Here is a 17,274-nt window from a genome sequence, read left to right as displayed (position 1 = left end):
GTTACGGCGACGGGTGTTCGGCGCGGACCGGGACCACCAGGACCGCCAGGGCCGGGAAGATCGCCGCCACGCAGAAGGCGAGGGCGTACCTGCTGTCGCCGATCACCAGGCCCAGGAGGGGTGGGGTGAGGGAGGCCGCGATGTTCTGGCCCGTGTTCTGCGTTCCCATCGCGCGGCCGGACCACGCCAGGCCCGCCAGCTCCGCCGAGGCCGTGAAGCCGAGGCCGTTGTCCGCCACCGTGATGATTCCCGCCAGCGCCAGGGCCAGCAGCACCAGCCACGGCCAAGAAGCGTCCCCGAGAGCGACCAGCAGCATCACGAAACAGCTCAGCACCGCAAGCACCCGCATCGGGCGGAGGCGGCTCCCGACCCGGTCCGACCACCAGCCCGACCCCAGCCGGCCCAACGCTCCCAGGACCTGGACCGCCGCCAGGTACCAGCCCGCCGACAGCGCGCTCCAGTGCTGGACCGCCACCAGGTACACCGGCGCGAACGCCGACACCGCGAACTGCGGCACCACCAGCAACGCGCTCGCCCCGTGCACCCGCCACAGCGCCGCGTGCCGGTACGGCGACGGCGGCTTCTCCCCCGAAGCCGGGCGGGGCGGACGCGGTGGGTCCGTCACCAGCCAGGCCACCAGCAGCGCCACCAGGATCGCCAGCCCGGCCGGCAGCAGGATCGCCGCCCGGAAGCCGTAGTGCGCGGCCAGCGGCGGCAGGCCCAGCGCCGCCACGCCCACGCCCAACGGCTGGGCCGTCTGGCGGATCCCCATCGCCACGCCCCGCTCGGACTTGGCGAACCAGCCCATCACGACGCGACCGCTCGCCGCGTTCACCGAAGCCGTACAGGCACCGGCCGCCAAAAACACCCCAAAGAGGAGCCCGACCGGGTGACTTCCTACCCCCGCGTACACGAGGAGTAATCCCGAGATGCCCAGGCCGAGGGCCATGATGAGACGCTCTCCGTAACGGTCCGCAGCCGCGCCCCACACGATCAGGGTGAACAGCAACCCGATGCTCGGCGCCGCGACGACCGTTCCCGCCTCGGCCAGCGTCAGCCCTTCGGCGGCCCGCATCGCCGGGACCAGGAACGGGAGGCCGTAGAGGAACGAGCAGCTCGCGGTCTGCGCGGCGAGGCCGAGCGCGAGGATGAGCCAACGCCGTGGATTCGCGTGCAGTTGACCGCTCTCGACCTGCGCCATCTTCGTCACCGTCTCAAATAATGAGAAGTTGTTCCTACATAGTGAACGATAGTTGGCACAGCTAAGGACCGCAAGCACGTTGCGGTCCGAAGCGGGGGAGGTCAGGCGAGCGCGGCGTACCCGGGCTTGATGACGTCGTCGATCAGCGCGAGCCGGGCGTCGAAATCGATGAACGCGGATTTCATCGCGTTGATGGTGAACCAGCGGAAGTCGTCGATACCATAGCCGAACACCTCGTGCAGCGCGGCGAATTCGCTGGTCATCGTGCATCCGCTCATCAGCCGGTTGTCCGTGTTCACGGTCACCCGGAAGCGCAGCTTCGCGAGCAGCCCGATGGGGTGCTCGGCGATCGAGCGGACCGTGCCTGTTTGGACGTTCGACGTCGGGCAGATCTCCAGGGGGATGCGGCGGTCGCGGACGTACGCGGCCAACCGTCCAAGGTGGACCGTGCCGTCGGCGTCGGTCTTGATGTCCTCGGCGATGCGCACGCCGTGCCCGAGCCGCTCGGCGCCGCAGTGCTGAATCGCTTCCCAAATGGACGGCAAACCGAAGGCTTCGCCCGCGTGAATGGTGAAATGCGCATTGTTCTGACGCAGGTATTCGAATGCGTCGAGATTGCGGGTGGGCGGGAATCCGTCCTCGGGGCCGGCGATGTCGAACCCGGCGACGCCGGCGTCGCGGTAGCGGACGGCCAGGTTCGCGATCTCGAGCGCCCGGGCGTGCTGGCGCATCGCGCAGAGCAACGTCCCGACGCGGATGCTGCCGCCGTTCGCGGCCACCCGCCGGGTGCCCTCCGTGAACCCCGCTTGAACGGCCTCGACCACCGCATCGAGTGACAGACCGCGTTCGACGAACAACTCCGGTGCGTAGCGCACCTCGGCGTAGACGACGCCGTCCGCGGCCAGGTCCTCGACCGCCTCCGCGGCGACCCTGACCAGCGATTCCTCCGTTTGCATCACCCCGCAGGTGTGCGCGAAGGTCTCGAGGTAGGACACGAGTGAGCCGGAGTCGGCCGCACGGCGGAACCAGCTGCCCAGCTCGGCGGGGTCCGTGGTGGGCAGACCGGCATAACCGGTCGCGTCGGCGAGCTCGGCGACGGTGGCCGGGCGCAGGCCGCCGTCGAGGTGGTCGTGCAGCAGCACCTTGGGTGCGCGGCGGAGTGTCTCGGTGGGCAGAACAGGGCTTTCGTCAGGCATCCCCCAACGGTAACCTCGTTGTCATTCCCCTACATGGCCGTAACTCTCAGGTTCGGGTTCACCCTCAGCATCGACGATCATGTGACGAATCGGCCATCCGGGGGCGGCCTCCGCAATAGCCACTTCACGGGGGCCATACGCACAGCAATTTTGCAATCGATAAGCTTCGTGGCACGTCCCTCCATTTCCCCGCCGACGAAGGACACACAGCAGTGACCACTGACAACCACATTGCCGCCCCGTCCTTCGACCGGATGCGCAACATGCTGGTGCGCGCGGCCGAAGTGCGTGAGAGCGAGCAGCAGCAGATCTTCGACGCGCTCGACGACATCTACGCCCGCCTCGCGCCGGTGGACTCGCTGGGCGCGGTCCGCAAGCGGCTGTCCGAGATGCCCGACCGCACCGAGGTCAGCGTCCTGGCCGAGCGCCTCGACGAGACGATGTCGCGCCTCGAGGCCCAGGACAACGCGATCGCCGCGCTGACCCGGGCCGTCGAGAGCATCGTCGACAAGCTCGCCAAGCCCTTCGCCCAGCTCGACGGCCGCCTCGACGGCGTCGCCGCGCGCTTCGAGGGTGTCGCGGGCCGGATGGACGGCCTCGAGGACAAGCTCCAGAACATCCACCGCCGGCTCGACGAGCTGGGCGGCCACCTCGACAAGCAGGACGCGAAGCTCGAGTCGCTGCCGCAGTCGGTGCACGGCCCGGTCCGCGAGCGGATCGAGCAGGCCGAGTCGTCGCTGCGCGAGCGCGTCGACACCGTGGACCACGAGCTGCGCGGCAAGGTCGACGAGCTGAGCCGCGTCACGCAGGAGCGCGTCGGCGAGCTGGGCCGCACGACGCACGAGCGGATCGACGCCAACACCGAGGCGCTCAAGGTCGCGCTGACCGAGACCGGCGAGATGATCGACGCGTCCGACCGGCTGGAGAACCTGGGCAACCGGCTCGAAACGGTCACCACCCGCCTCGACGACCTGGCCTCCCGCCTCGACAAGGTCGAGGACGGTTTCCTCTCCGGCATCGGCGACCTCGACGGCGCGCTCAAGGCCGGGCTGTCGAAGGTCGAGGGCACGCTGTCGAAGCAGCCGGACACCGACTCGGTCGACACGCTGGTCCGCAAGAGCAACGACGAGAGCGTCCGCCGCATCGGCGGCCAGCTCGACGAGGCGATGGCGACGTTCGCGGAGCTGATGCTCGGCGGCGGCCCGGCGGTGCAGCAGATCGCCCCGCCCCCGCCGGCCCCGCGCCAGCCCCGCCGCAGCTCCCGCAACGGCCGCGCCCCCAAGCCGGCCGACGCCAAGGCCAAGACGGGCGAAGGCGCGGAAGAAGCCTCCGAGTAAGGCCCACGTGTGAAGAAGGCCCCCGCCGGGATCCCGCGGGGGCCTTCTTCATGTGATGGGGGCCGTAACTCGTGTGATCCGGGCCGGAACTCGCGTGACTGGAGCCGGATCTCGCGTGATCGGAGCCGTGACGGGCCTGATCACGTCGGTTACGGCTCTGATCACGCGAGATCCGGGCTCAATCACGCGAGTTACGGCTCTGATCACGCGAGATGGGGCCCGGATGTCACTCGGACGGGTGATCATTTTCGCGACGACTATCACAGTGAAGCGGCTAGCTGCGGATGGTCTCCACGACGATCGGGCCCGGCTCGGGGGCTGACGAGGCGACCGAGAACCCGTCTTCGAGCGCCGCCAGGGCTGCCGGGACCGCGTCGGGGGTGTCCGTGTGCAGTTCCAGCAGCGGCTGCCCCTCGGAGACGTCGTCGCCCGGCTTGGCCAGGCACAGCACGCCCGCCGCCGCCTGGACCGGGTCCTCCTTGCGGGCCCGTCCGGCGCCCAGCCGCCATGCCGCGACGCCCACCGCGTACGCGTCCAGCGAAGCCAGGACGCCCGAGGAAGGCGCCACGACCGTGTGGACGTGCGCAGGCGTCGGAAGAGCAGCCGCGGGGTCGCCGCCCTGGGCCGCGATCATCCGGCACCAGACCTCGTACGCCTCCCCGGAAGCCAGCACCGCCGCGGGGTCGGCGGAGATGCCCGCCAGCGCCAGCATCTCCCGGGCCAGCGCCACCGTCAGCGCGACCACGTCCGGCGGCCCGCCGCCCTGGAGCACGTCGACCGACTCCGCGACCTCCACCGCGTTCCCGACCGCGCGCCCCAGGGGGACGTTCATGTCGGTCAGCAACGCCGTCGTCGGGACGCCGTGGTCGGCGCCGATCGACGTCAGCGCCGAAGCCAGCGAACGCGCCTGGTCGAGCGTCTTCATGAACGCACCGGACCCGAACTTCACGTCCAGGACCAGTCCGGACGCGCCTTCCGCGATCTTCTTGCTCATGATCGAGCTGGCGATCAGCGGGATCGATTCCACTGTGGACGTCACGTCCCGCAGCGCGTACAGCTTCTTGTCCGCCGGGGCCAGCCCGGACGTCGCCGCGCAGACCACCGCGCCGACGTCTTCCAGCTGCGCCTGGATCTCCGAAGTGGACAGTGCGGCCCGCCAGCCCGGAATCGACTCCAGCTTGTCGAGCGTCCCGCCCGTGTGCCCGAGCCCGCGGCCGGACAGCTGCGGCACCGCCGCGCCGCACGCCGCCACCAGGGGCGCCAGCGGCAGCGTGATCTTGTCGCCGACGCCGCCCGTCGAGTGCTTGTCCACCGTCGGGCGGGACACCGCGAGCGACAGCCGCTCCCCCGACGCGATCATCGCGTGCGTCCAGCGGGAGATCTCGGCCGAGGTCATCCCGCGCAGGAAGATCGCCATGGCCAGTGCGGACATCTGCTCTTCGGCGACGTCACCCCGGGTGTAGGCGTCGACGACCCAGTCGATCTGCTCGTCCGAGAGCGTCCCGCCGTCCCGCTTCGTCCGGATGACGTCGACCGCCGCGAACGCGCTCACGGGAGGTCGTCCGGGCCGAAGGCGTCCGGCAGGACGTCGGACATCGGCAGGATTCCGCTCGGCGTGTCGACCAGGCACGTGGAACCGCCCAGTTCGAACAGGATCTGCCGGCAGCGCCCGCACGGCATCAGCAGGTCACCGGCACCGGACCGGCAAGCGACGGCGACCAGGCGCCCGCCGCCGGACAGCCGCAGCTGCCCGGCCATCGTGCACTCGGCGCACAGCCCGAGCCCGTAGGAAGCGTTCTCGACGTTGCACCCGGTCACCACCCGGCCGTCATCGACGATCCCGGCCACCCCGACGTGCAGCCCCGAATAAGGTGCGTACGCATGGGAAGCCGCTTCGATCGCCTGGGAACGCAGAGCATCCCAATCCACAGTAGACACTCAGTCCTCCCCTCGCCGGTACGGCTGTCCGTCGGCCTTCGGCGGCCGCAGCCGCTGAGACGCCACCGCCAGCACGATCAGCGTCACGAAGTGCGCGGTGTACGGGATCAGGTCCGACGGCAGCGTGTCGTTCGACCAGTAGATCGCGTACAGCACGCCCGCGCCGACGACGCCGAGCCCGGCGGCGATCCACTGGCGGCGGAACAACTGCACGACGACGATCACGGCGACCAGGATCACCGCGCCGTACAGCAGCGCGAGCACCGCCTCGCCGCCGCCGGCGAGCTGGAGGCCGTCCGCGTAGCCGAACAGCGCCGCGCCGCCGAGCAGGCCGCCCGGGCGCCAGTTGCCGAAGATCATCGCCGCGAGGCCGATGTACCCGCGGCCGTTCGTCTGGTTCTCCAGGTAGTCCGCGCCGCCGCGCAGCAGCACCAGCGACGCGCCACCCATGCCGGCGAACGCGCCTGAGATGATCACGGCGACGTACTTGTGCAGGTAGACGTTCACGCCGAGCGACTCGGCGGCCACCGGGTTCTCGCCGCACGAGCGCAGCCGCAGGCCGAAACGCGTCCGCCAGAGCACCCAGAAGCTCACCGGCACCAGGATGATCGCGAGCATCGTCAGCGGCGCCACCTCGGTGACCAGCCCGCGCAGGATGCCGGCGACGTCGGAGATGCCGACGCGCTGCTGCTTCTCCAGGTCGCCCAGCCAGTCCGAGAGGAACGTCGCCGAGTAGGTGTCGAACTTCGGCACCACCGGCGACTGCCGCGGGTTGCCGGAGATCGGCGCGAAGATCAGGTTCGCCAGGTACTTGGTGATGCCCAGGCCGAGCAGGTTGATCGCGACACCGGAAACGATGTGGTTGACGTTGAACGTCACCGTCGCCACCGCGTGCAGCAGGCCGCCCAGCGCGCCGAACACGATCGCGGAGATCAGGCCGGCCCACACGCCGCCGTTGTACGAACCCCAGGCGGCGCCCCAGGTCCCGAGGATCATCATGCCCTCGAGGCCGATGTTGACCACGCCCGCGCGTTCGGCCCAGAGGCCGCCCAGCGCGCACAGCAGGATCGGCAGCGCCAGGCGCAACGCCGTCTGCGCGGTGTTCGACGACGTCAGCGCGGCGACGCCGGTGGAGTAGGACGCCGTCGAGATGACGGCGATGGCGACCACGGCCCAGATCACGCCGCGCAGCCAGCCGGGAATCCGGCCCTTCTTGCTGCGCTGCACCGGCATGGTCGAGCCGGATTCGGGAGCGACGTCGGTGATCACACCGCACCCCCTTCGGCGACCGAGGAACCCTTGCGGCCGGCGAGCGCGCGGCCCACCCTCCGTTGTTCGGCCGCGAGGTCGGCGCGTCGCACGATCTCGTACGCCACGACGACCGACAGCACGATGATGCCCTGCATGATCGTCGCGATCTCCTTGGACACGTTGATCTGCTCCAGCGACACCGCGGAGGTGTCGAGGAACGCCCACAGCAGCGCGCCGAGCGCGATGCCGCCGGGGTGGTTGCGGCCGAGCAGCGCGACCGCGATGCCGGTGAAGCCGTACATCTGGGTCGCGGTGATGCCGTAGCTGTAGTCGCGGCCGAGCAGCTCCGGCATGGCGACCAGGCCGGCCACGCCACCGGAGAGCAGCATCGCGATCAGCGTCATCTTCTTGGCGTTGACGCCACCCGCGGCGGCCGCGGTGGTGGACTCGCCGGACGCCTTGAGCTCGAAGCCGAACCGCGTGCGGTTGAGCATGAACCAGTAGGCCCCGCCGACGATCGCGGCGATGAAGACGAACCCGAACAGCGTGCCCGAGCCGAGCGGGATGCCCGGGATCCGGCCGGACGGCTCGATCACGCGGGTGCCGATGTTGTTGCCGGTCTGCACGCCGAACTGGTCGGCGTTGATCAGGAAGGCGATGATGCCGGCGACGATCGCGTTCAGCATGATCGTCGAGATGACCTCGCTGACCCCGCGGGTGACCTTGAGGACCGCCGGGATGGCCGCGTAGGTCATGCCCGCGACCACCGCGACCAGCAGGATCGCGAGGACGTGGATGACCGGCGGCAGCTTCATCGCGCCGCCGGCGATGGCCGCGACGACGGCGGCGAACCGGTACTGGCCCTCGACCCCGATGTTGAAGAGGTTCATCTGGAAGCCGATGGCCACCGCGAGCCCGGACAGGTAGTAGACCGTCGCCAGGTTCACGGTGTCGACCGAGGTCGAGCCCTTGAACATCTGGCCGATCATCGTGCCGTACGCCTGCAGCGGGTCGGCGCCGGAGATGATCAGCGCGATCGCCGACAGCAGCACGGCGAAGACGATCGCCAGCAGCGGCGGCAGCAGTTTCGTGCGCCAGGACGTCATTGTTCGTCACCCTCCCCCGCGCCGGTCATCGCGGAGCCCAGTTCCTGCGGGGTCACCGTGGCGGGGTCGGCCTCGGTGACGAGGCGCCCGCGCAGCATGACCCGGATCGTGTCGGACAGGCCGATCAGCTCGTCGAGGTCGGCGGAGATGAGCAGCACGGCGAGGCCGGCCGCCCGGGCCTGGCGGATGTTCTCCCAGATCAGGGCCTGCGCGCCGACGTCGACCCCGCGGGTGGGGTGCGACGCGATGAGCAGCACCGGGTTGCCCGACAGCTCGCGCCCGACGATCAGCTTCTGCTGGTTGCCGCCCGAGAGCGCGGCGGCCGGGACGTCGATGCCCGGCGTGCGGACGTCGTAGTCCCGGACGATCCGCTCGGTGTCGGCGCGGGCGCCGGCGATGTCGAGCAGCTGGCCCTTCGAGACCGGCTCGCGGGTCTGGTAGCCGAGGATCCGGTTGACCCACAACGGTTGCGTGAGCAGCAGGCTGTGCCGGGTGCGGTCCTCGGCGATGTACCCGATGCCGGCCTCGCGCCGCGCCAGCGTGCCCGCCTTCGTGAGGTCGCGGGACTTGCCGTCGGCGTCGACCAGCTCGATCGTGCCGCCGGTCGGCTTGCGCATGCCCATGATCGTCTCGACGAGCTCGGTCTGGCCGTTGCCCTCGACGCCGGCGACGCCGAGCACCTCGCCCGCGTGCACGGTGAAGGAGACGTCGTCGAGCGCGTTGCGGTCCGAGCCCTCGGCGCCGAGCGTCAGCCCGGTCAGCCGCAGCACGTCCCGGTCGGTGACCGTGGACTCGCGGGTCTCCGGGCTGGGCAGCTCGGAGCCCACCATCATCTCCGCGAGCTGGCGGGAGGTGATGGCCTTCGGGTCGGCGGTGCCGACGGTGGTGCCGCGCCGGATCACCGTGACGGTGTCGGCGATCGCGCGGACCTCGTCGAGCTTGTGCGAGATGAAGAGGAACGTGTAGCCGCCCGCCTTCATCTCCCGCACGGTGTCGAAGAGCGCGTCGACCTCCTGCGGGACCAGCACCGCGGTCGGCTCGTCGAGGATGATGATCTTCGCCCCGCGGTAGAGCACCTTGACGATCTCGACGCGCTGGCGGTCGGCGACGCCGAGCTCTTCCAGCAGCGTCTCCGGCTTGGCGTGCAGACCGGTGCGCTCGGCGAGCTCGGCCAGCCGCGCGCGGGCGGCGCGGCCGATGCCGTGCAGGCCCTCGGCGCCGAGGAAGACGTTCTCGCCGACGGTCAGGTTGTCGGCGAGCATGAAGTGCTGGTGCACCATGCCGATGCCGGCGCGGATGGCGTCCTGCGGGTTGCGCAGTTTCACCTCTTCGCCGTTGATCGCGATGGTGCCCTCGTCCGGCGGCTGCATGCCGTACAGGATCTTCATCAGGGTGGACTTGCCGGCGCCGTTCTCGCCACAGATGGCGTGCACCTCGCCGGCGGCGACGGTGAGGTTGACGTCGGAGTTGGCCACCACGCCGGGAAAGCGCTTGGTGATCCCGGTCAGCTGGACGGCGGGGGCGCCCCGGTCGGGGACGGCCTCGGCCGGGGCCTCGGCTGTGCTCATGGGCGGGAGAATTCCCTATCTCGTGGAAACGCGTGAGGGGCCCGGAGGAGAAATCCTCCGAGCCCCGGACACGTTGTCAGCTACTTCTGCGGCTTGTCCGAAACGGTGATGGCGCCCGAGATGATCTGGGCCTTGTAGCCGTCCAGGACGTCCTTGATGTCGTCGACCTTGCCGCCGGAGGTGGCGTAGCCGACGCCGTCGACCTTGAGGTCGAACCGCTTCGGCAGGCCGCTCAGGTCACCCTTGGCGACGGCCTGCACGTAGTCGAACACCGCGACGTCGACGCGCTTGAGCATGGACGTGATGATGACGTCCTTGTCGGCCTCGACGGTCTTCTGGTTGTACTGGTCGGAGTCGACACCGATGGCCAGCGCGTTGCCCGCCTTCGCGGCGTCGAAGACACCCTTACCCGAGGCGCCCGCGGCGTGGTAGATGACGTCCGCGCCCTTGGCGATCTCGGCCGCGGCCTTCGCGTTGCCCTTCGGCGGGTCCTGGAACCCGGAGAAGTCACCGGCCGGGGTCAGGTACTCGTCCTCGATCTTGATCTTGGACGAAACCGTCTTCGCGCCCTGCAGGAAGCCGGCCTCGAACTTCTGGATCAGCGGGGTGTTGACACCGCCGACGAAGCCGATGTGGCAGTTCTTGCTCTTGTACGCGGCGGCGACGCCGGCCAGGAACGAGCCCTGCTCCTCGGCGAAGACCAGCGGCGTCACGTTCGGCAGCTGGATCGAGTCGTCGTCGACAATCGCGAACTTCGTGTTCGGGTACTTCGCGGCGATGACCTTGACCGACGGCGCGTAGGCGAAGCCGACCGCGACGATCGGGTTCAGGCCCGAGGAGGCCATCTGGTCGAGGCGCTGCTGCTTGGCCGACTCGGCCTCGCTGGCGGAGGCGGTGCTCTCGCTGACCGTCGTCACGCCGAGGTCGGACTTCGCCTTGTCGGTGCCCGCGGCGGCGGCGTCGTTGAACGACGCGTCACCCCGGCCGCCGACGTCGAAGGCCAGGCCGATCTTCAGCTTGCTGCCGTCGACCTTCTCGCCGGCCGCGGTCGAGCTGCTCGCGGCAGCGGGTGCGGCCGGCGGCTTCTGCGCGGTGACGCAGTCGGAACCGCCCGTCGAGGCCGCGGTGTTGTTCGAGCTGTTACCACCGCCGGAATCCTTGGCGCACCCGGCCAGGGTGAGCACCCCGGCCATGGCCGCGGCGGCCAGCGCGGTTCCACGCATGCGACGCAACGTGTGTCTCCCTCCCCGCTGATCCAGCGGATGGTCAAGGGCACGGCCCGGCCCTACTGCCGGGTCGACCGCCAGACCGTACCCGCCGGACAGGAATGCGCCATAGGAAAGGCACGCTACGTAACACAAACGTTTACTCACGAGTCGCACGCGCGACGAACCGAGCACCGAAAGTGATCAACGGGCCTACTGCGGGCTACTTTCGGTGGAACGGCTCGAGTTGGGACGGCGAAAATGCCGTTTCGCGTCACTCAGTGTGCCGGACTGACCAGAGAGTGGGCCAGCCCGATCACTCTCTGAGACAACCGGTCGTGAGTGGAAAGGAGGGTTAGAACCCTCCTTTCCACTCACGAGCCGGTCAGGCGCAGGTGAGGCGGGCGGCGGCCCAGTCGCTGCGGTCGTACGAGTTCCCGTCCCCGCCGTCGGTGACGACCAGCCGCAGGTACTTCGCGCCGTGGAGGTCCGCCGCCAGCGGGATCGCCGGGTCCTGCCACGTCCGGACACCGGTCGCCGCCGCCTTCACGCCGTCGGCGTAGACCTCGAACGTGGCCGAGCCCTGCTTGTTCGTCGCCTCGCGCTCGTCGTCGACGCCGACGTCCGCGGTGAACTGCGTGCAGCGCCCGCCCAGGTAGAACACGACTTCGCTCGGCGCGTGCGCTCCCAGGCCCTTCGGGTACACCACGCCGTTGACGGTCAGCGGCTTGCCGTCGCCCGCCGGGATGCTGCCGTTGGACATGTCTCGCTCGACCGGGCCGTAGCCGTTCTTCTCCGCCGCCCAGCGCAGGTCGCTCGCCCACGCCGGCGTCGTGGGCGGTGCCGCGGGCACGGTCAGCCGCTGTTCACCGGACCAGGTGACCTGCCCGAACCCGGCCGTGCGATAGGTGACGCCGCCGCGCAGCACCGCCGTCGTGCCCTCGGTCCCGGCCGGCGGAGTCACCCGCCAGCGCCCGGCCGCCGTCTCGCCGGTGCCGAGCACGACGGCCCGCGGCCGCGCCACCTGCTCGACGCGCCAGCCCGCCGGCGCGGTGAGCGTCACCCGCGGGTCGAACACCGGGACGCGGGCTTCGTCGGTCGCCGACACCGTGACCTCGAAGGGCTGCCCGGCCGGCGTGAGCTCGCCCGGGACACCCGGCACCGGCGCGGCCAGTTCGATGCCCGTGCTCACCAGCGGCGCGTTCCGCCACCACGCGCCGCCCGCGTGGACCCGGTAGACGACGGTCGCGTGCGGCGGGACGACCGCGGACAGCCGGCCCGCCGTCTGGAGGTCGCGGTGGGCCCACAGGTCCCGCGCCGTGTAGCCCGCGGCCCGGGGCAGCCCGGCCGCGGCCGCGGTGGTGCCGATCGTGGCGCTCGACGTCGTCTCGTTGAACAGCGCGATCGCCACGTCCCCGTTCGCGAGGGGCTTGGCGAACACCCAGCGTCCGTCCTGGTTGGACAGCACGCGGGCCTGGACGCCGCGGCGGTCCTGGTCGAGCGCGATGACCTCGGTGTTGCGCAGGACGTCGAAGTTCGCCGCCGACACCTTGCGCAGGTCGGCCCCGATCAGCAGCGGCGCGGCCATCATCGCCCACAGCGAGAAGTGCGAGCGGTACTCCTCGGTCGTCATCCCGCCGTTGCCGACCTCGAGCATGTCGGGATCGTTCCAGTGCCCCGGCCCGGCGTACGGCGCGAGCGGCGCGTTCGCCTTGAGGATCTGGAGCATCTTGGCCCAGTTGTCCTTGATGTCGCCGGTGGTCCGCCACAGGTGCCCGACATCGGCGCCCCACGTCCACGGCTTGTTCTCGCCCCACTCGCACAGCGAGTACACGATCGGGCGACCGGCCTTCCTCAGCGCGTCGCGCATCTTCGTGTACCGCTCGAGAGCGGGCCGGCCCTGGTTGTTGCAGTTGTCGTACTTGAGGTAGTCGACGCCCCAGTCCGCGAACGTCTGCGCGTCGACATCCTCGTGGTCGAGTGCGCCCGGCTGGGTCTTCGCGCAGGTCAGCGTGCCCGCACTGGTGTAGATGCCGAACTTCAGCCCCTTCGCGTGGACGTAGTCGGCCAGTGCCTTGATGCCGCCGGGGAACCGGGCCTTGTTCGCCTGCATGCGCCCGTCGGCGTCGCGCTCCGGCTCGGCCCAGCAGTCGTCGACGTTGACGTACTCGTACCCGGCCGCCTTGAGTCCTTTGTCGACGAAGATGTCGGCGGTGTCGCGGATCAGCTGCTCGTCCACGGCGCAGCCGGTGGTGTTCCAGTTGTTGAAGCCCATCGGCGGGGTCGGCGCCAGTCCGTCGGGCAGCGCTTGCGCAGGCGTGACCGACACCACGGGCAGCAGAGCCGCGACGGCGATCACCAGGCCGAGTCGTCGCACCAGAACGTCACCCCATCGTGAGAGATCCGATGTTTACCCGAGCGACGCTAGGGGCGACAGCAGGGTTGGTCAATGACACATGGATATCACCAGCCGTTCGGCTTAGCGCATCAGATATCAGATCCCATAGAGGTCAGATGACCGGTGGGTGGGACACCGGAAGCCGTCGCGCGACCGAGTGCGCTGCACCACACCGCCGGGTGGCGGCGCGGGAGTGCCGGTGTCTGGTCCATCACAGAGGGGAACCCGGAGGTGAGCCGCGTTCCGGGTGCGGGTCTAGCATCCGATTCATCCAGGCTCGATGACGTTGATCTCGGCACGGCCGCCGTTCCCGCGGCGGGCAGCGGACCTCACCGGCCACCGGGCGCACAGTCAGACGTTGGAGGCCGTTCACCGATGTCCACCACGGCGAGCACTGCCACAGCGGCAGGGGCGAGCGATCGGGCGGGTGCCTCACGCCGGCAGGGGACCTTCTACCGGGGCGACCCCGGCATGTGGTCCTGGGTCCTGCACCGCATCACCGGCGTGCTCACATTCTTCTTCCTGTTCGTGCACGTGCTCGACACCGCGCTGGTGCGCGTGTCGCCGAACACCTATGACCAGGTCATCGAGACCTACAAGACGCCGATCGTCAACCTCCTGGAGGTGGGCCTGGTCGGCGCGGTGCTGTTCCACGCGCTGAACGGCATCCGGGTCATGCTGGTCGACTTCTGGTCGAAGGGCCCGCAGCTGCAGAAGGCGATGACGTGGGCCATCGGCGTCGTCTGGGTCGTCGTGATGGTCCCCGGTGCGTTCTTCATGCTGAAGCGCACCGCCGAGACGCTCTTCGGGGGTAACTGACATGGCCGACCTCGCGCTCGCCAACCCCCGCACCCCGAAGCGCCCGGCCGCGCGCCGGAGCAACTTCGAGCTCTACAGCTGGCTGTTCATGCGGATCTCCGGGCTGGCTCTGGTCATCCTGGTGCTCGGCCACCTGCTGATCATGAACATCCTCGACGGCGGGGTGCACCGGATCAACTGGGGCTTCGTCGCCGGCCGCTGGGCCTCGCCGTTCTGGCAGTTCTGGGACCTGGCCATGCTCTGGCTCGCCGAGATCCACGGCGGCAACGGCCTGCGCACGATCATCGACGACTACGCGCGCAAGGACAGCACGCGGTTCTGGCTGAAGATCCTGCTGTACGTCTCGATGGTGCTGATCCTGGCCGTCGGCACGATGGTGATCTTCACCTTCGACCCGAACATGCCCGCGAACTGAAGCCCCGGAGAGCTCCCACCATGCAGTTCCACAAGTACGACGTGGTGATCGTCGGCGCCGGCGGCGCCGGCATGCGCGCGGCCATCGAGTCCGGCCAGCGCGCCCGCACCGCGGTCCTCACCAAGCTCTACCCGACCCGGTCCCACACCGGCGCGGCCCAGGGCGGCATGTGCGCCGCGCTGGCGAACGTCGAAGAGGACAACTGGGAGTGGCACACCTTCGACACGATCAAGGGCGGCGACTACCTGGTCGACCAGGACGCCGCCGAGATCATGGCGAAGGAGGCCATCGACGCGGTCCTCGACCTCGAGAAGATGGGCCTGCCGTTCAACCGCACGCCCGAAGGCAAGATCGACCAGCGCCGCTTCGGCGGGCACACGCGTGACCACGGCAAGGCCGCGGTCCGCCGCGCCTGCTACGCCGCGGACCGCACCGGTCACATGATCCTGCAGACGCTGTATCAGAACTGCGTCAAGTACGGCACGGAGTTCTTCAACGAGTTCTACGTGCTCGACCTGGTCACCAGCCCGGACGAGAACGGCAACCCGATCGCCTCCGGCGTCGTCGCCTACGAGCTGGCCACCGGCGAGCTGCACGTCTTCCAGGCGAAGTCGATCGTGTTCGCCACCGGCGGCGCGGGCAAGATCTTCAAGACGACGTCGAACGCGCACACCCTCACCGGTGACGGCCTCGGCATCATCTTCCGCAAGGGCCTCCCCTTGGAGGACATGGAGTTCTTCCAGTTCCACCCGACCGGCCTGGCAGGCCTGGGCATCCTGATCTCCGAAGCCGTCCGCGGCGAGGGCGGGATCCTGCGCAACGCCTCCGGCGAGCGGTTCATGGAGCGCTACGCCCCCACCATCAAGGACCTCGCGCCGCGCGACATCGTGGCGCGCTCGATGGTGCAGGAAGTGCTGCAGGGCCGGGGCTGCGGCCCGAACAAGGACTACGTCGTCCTGGACGTCACGCACATCCCCGAGGAGACGCTGAACGCGAAGCTCCCGGACATCATGGAGTTCTCCCGGACCTACCTGGGCGTCGACCCGGTGAAGGAGCCGGTGCCGGTCTTCCCGACCTGCCACTACGTGATGGGCGGCATCCCGACCAACATCCACGGCGAGGCGTTGCGGGACAACGAGAACGTCATCCCCGGCCTCTACGCGGCGGGCGAGGTCGCGTGCGTGTCCGTGCACGGCTCCAACCGCCTGGGCACGAACTCGCTGCTGGACATCAACGTGTTCGGCCGCCGCGCCGGCATCGCGGCCGCGGAGTACGCGCTGGCGCACGAGCACGTCGAGCTGCCTTCGGACCCGACCAAGCTCGTCGAAGAGCAGCTGGCGGGCCTGCTGTCGGAGCACGGCGACGAGCGCGTCGCCGACATCCGCAAGGAAATGCAGCAGACGATGGACTCGCACGCGTCGGTGTACCGGACCGAGGACACGCTGAAGCAGGCGCTGACCGACGTCCAGGCGCTCAAGGAGCGGTACCAGCGGATCACCGTGTCGGACAAGGGCAAGCGGTACAACACCGACCTGCTCGAAGCCGTCGAGCTGGGCTTCCTGCTGGAGCTGGCCGAGGTCCTGGTCGTGGGCGCGCTGGCGCGCAAGGAGTCCCGCGGCGGCCACGCGCGCGAGGACTACCCGAACCGCGACGACACGAACTTCATGCGGCACACCATGGCCTACAAGCAGGGCGCCGAGCTGACGTCCGACATCCGGCTGGACTACAAGCCGGTCACCTTCACCCGCTACGAGCCGATGGAGCGGAAGTACTGATGACTAGCGTTGCCGAAGCTCCCGCTTCTTCCTCGTCTTCCGACTCGGACCACACGCCGATCACGGTCACGCTGAAGATCCTCCGGTTCAACCCGGAGGTCGATTCGGAGCCGCACTGGGAGTCCTACGACGTCCCGGCCCAGCGCACCGACCGGCTGCTGAACCTGCTGTTCTACGTGAAGGACTACATCGACGGGACGTTCTCGTTCCGCCGCTCCTGCGCGCACGGCGTGTGCGGGTCCGACGCGATGCAGATCAACGGCATCAACCGCCTGGCGTGCAAGGTCCTGATGAAGGACCTCCTCCAGAAGGACGGCAAGAAGACCACGATCACGATCGCCCCGATCAAGGGCCTGACGACGTTGAAGGACCTCTACGTCGACATGGACCCGTTCTTCGAGGCCTACCGGGCGATCAAGCCGTACCTGATCACGTACGGCAACGAGCCGACCCGCGAGCGCATCCAGTCCCAGGCGGACCGCGACCGCTTCGACGACACGACGAAGTGCATCTTGTGCGCGTGCTGCACATCGTCCTGCCCGGTGTACTGGAACGACGGCTCGTACTTCGGCCCGGCGGCGATCGTCAACGCCCACAGGTTCATCTTCGATTCGCGTGACGAGGGATCGGAGGAGCGCCTGGACATCCTGAACGACGGCGAGGGTGTCTGGCGCTGCCGCACGACGTTCAACTGCACGGACGCCTGCCCCAGGGGAATCCAGGTGACGAAGGCGATCCAGGAAGTGAAGAGGGCGCTGCTGTTCAAGCGCGTTTGAGTGTAGGCAAAAGGCCCTCCGGCAAGGCTTGCCGGAGGGCCTTTTGTTTTTCTCGGACCAGGTGCGGACCGGCGGCCGGGGGCGCAAGCCGGCCACGGCATTGCCTCCCGCAGACCGGCGGCCGGAGGCGCAAGCCGGCCACGGCACCGCCACCCGCGGACCGGCGGCCGGGAGCGCGAGGAGACCAGCGACGTCACCAGACCTCCCCCGCCCCTCATCCCAGCTATCCCTTCAGTCGGCGGCCGGGGGGGGGAATGCTCGCGTTACCGCCGGGGCACCCCCCCGGGGC

At 69.4% G+C, this 17,274-nt stretch carries 14 protein-coding genes; 5 read left to right on the top strand and 9 right to left on the bottom strand.

Going from position 1 to position 17,274, the window contains the following annotated elements; all coding sequences use genetic code 11:
* Position 1: 1 nt before the first annotated feature.
* Positions 2-1,201, bottom strand: coding sequence for an MFS transporter (locus ACWEF6_RS37830; RefSeq protein WP_449687352.1), 1,200 nt, complete (start codon positions 1,199-1,201; stop codon positions 2-4).
* Positions 1,202-1,302: 101 nt separating this feature from the next.
* Positions 1,303-2,397, bottom strand: a complete 1,095-nt coding sequence (locus tag ACWEF6_RS37825; protein WP_449687351.1) for an adenosine deaminase — start codon at positions 2,395-2,397, stop codon at positions 1,303-1,305.
* Positions 2,398-2,609: 212 nt separating this feature from the next.
* Here ACWEF6_RS37825 and ACWEF6_RS37820 point away from each other — a divergent pair, with 212 nt between their 5' ends.
* Positions 2,610-3,734 (top strand): PA containing protein, encoded by a 1,125-nt coding sequence (locus tag ACWEF6_RS37820; protein WP_310971098.1) that lies wholly within the window; start codon positions 2,610-2,612, stop codon positions 3,732-3,734.
* A gap of 274 nt (positions 3,735-4,008) precedes the next feature.
* Here the strand turns inward: ACWEF6_RS37820 and ACWEF6_RS37815 are convergent, their stop codons facing one another.
* From ACWEF6_RS37815 to ACWEF6_RS37785, 7 genes are all read right to left on the bottom strand, one after another.
* Positions 4,009-5,286: a thymidine phosphorylase gene (locus ACWEF6_RS37815; protein ID WP_449687350.1), complete on the bottom strand. Its 1,278-nt coding sequence runs from the start codon at positions 5,284-5,286 to the stop codon at positions 4,009-4,011.
* On the bottom strand, positions 5,283-5,672 hold the full coding sequence (locus ACWEF6_RS37810; RefSeq protein ID WP_285456011.1) for a cytidine deaminase: 390 nt from the start codon (positions 5,670-5,672) through the stop codon (positions 5,283-5,285). Before ACWEF6_RS37810 ends, ACWEF6_RS37815 begins: the two co-directional genes overlap by 4 nt.
* Positions 5,673-6,905: an ABC transporter permease gene (locus ACWEF6_RS37805; RefSeq protein WP_449687364.1), complete on the bottom strand. Its 1,233-nt coding sequence runs from the start codon at positions 6,903-6,905 to the stop codon at positions 5,673-5,675.
* A 32-nt stretch (positions 6,906-6,937) separates the two neighbouring features.
* On the bottom strand, positions 6,938-8,029 hold the full coding sequence (locus tag ACWEF6_RS37800) for an ABC transporter permease (RefSeq protein ID WP_449687349.1): 1,092 nt from the start codon (positions 8,027-8,029) through the stop codon (positions 6,938-6,940).
* The gene (locus tag ACWEF6_RS37795; protein ID WP_449687348.1) at positions 8,026-9,597 is read right to left on the bottom strand and encodes an ABC transporter ATP-binding protein; all 1,572 of its coding nucleotides are present in this window, start codon (positions 9,595-9,597) and stop codon (positions 8,026-8,028) included. The genes ACWEF6_RS37800 and ACWEF6_RS37795 overlap by 4 nt, the downstream gene beginning before the upstream one ends.
* Before the next feature lie 80 nt (positions 9,598-9,677).
* Positions 9,678-10,820, bottom strand: a complete 1,143-nt coding sequence (locus tag ACWEF6_RS37790; protein WP_449687347.1) for a BMP family lipoprotein — start codon at positions 10,818-10,820, stop codon at positions 9,678-9,680.
* Positions 10,821-11,187: 367 nt separating this feature from the next.
* Positions 11,188-13,179 (bottom strand): NPCBM/NEW2 domain-containing protein, encoded by a 1,992-nt coding sequence (locus ACWEF6_RS37785; protein ID WP_449687346.1) that lies wholly within the window; start codon positions 13,177-13,179, stop codon positions 11,188-11,190.
* Between the two features lie 396 nt (positions 13,180-13,575).
* Between ACWEF6_RS37785 and sdhC the strand changes: the two genes are divergently transcribed.
* The 4 genes from sdhC to ACWEF6_RS37765 are packed head-to-tail and all read left to right on the top strand — an operon-like array spanning position 13,576 to position 16,985.
* A complete protein-coding gene (gene sdhC / locus ACWEF6_RS37780) occupies positions 13,576-14,019 on the top strand; it encodes a succinate dehydrogenase, cytochrome b556 subunit (protein ID WP_449687345.1) in 444 nt (147 codons plus the stop codon).
* Between the two features lies 1 nt (position 14,020).
* Positions 14,021-14,434 carry a succinate dehydrogenase hydrophobic membrane anchor subunit gene (locus tag ACWEF6_RS37775; protein WP_003064185.1) on the top strand — a complete coding sequence of 138 codons (414 nt, stop codon included), beginning with the start codon at positions 14,021-14,023 and terminating at the stop codon, positions 14,432-14,434.
* A 20-nt stretch (positions 14,435-14,454) separates the two neighbouring features.
* A complete protein-coding gene (gene sdhA, locus ACWEF6_RS37770; protein WP_449687344.1) occupies positions 14,455-16,209 on the top strand; it encodes a succinate dehydrogenase flavoprotein subunit in 1,755 nt (584 codons plus the stop codon).
* Positions 16,209-16,985 carry a succinate dehydrogenase iron-sulfur subunit gene (locus ACWEF6_RS37765; protein WP_449687343.1) on the top strand — a complete coding sequence of 259 codons (777 nt, stop codon included), beginning with the start codon at positions 16,209-16,211 and terminating at the stop codon, positions 16,983-16,985. Before sdhA ends, ACWEF6_RS37765 begins: the two co-directional genes overlap by 1 nt.
* Positions 16,986-17,274 lie beyond the last annotated feature (289 nt).

The sequence above is a fragment of the Amycolatopsis sp. NPDC004772 genome (assembly GCF_053601215.1).
Note: the sequence above shows the minus strand (reverse complement) of the source record. Positions and strands in the feature narration are given on the sequence as shown.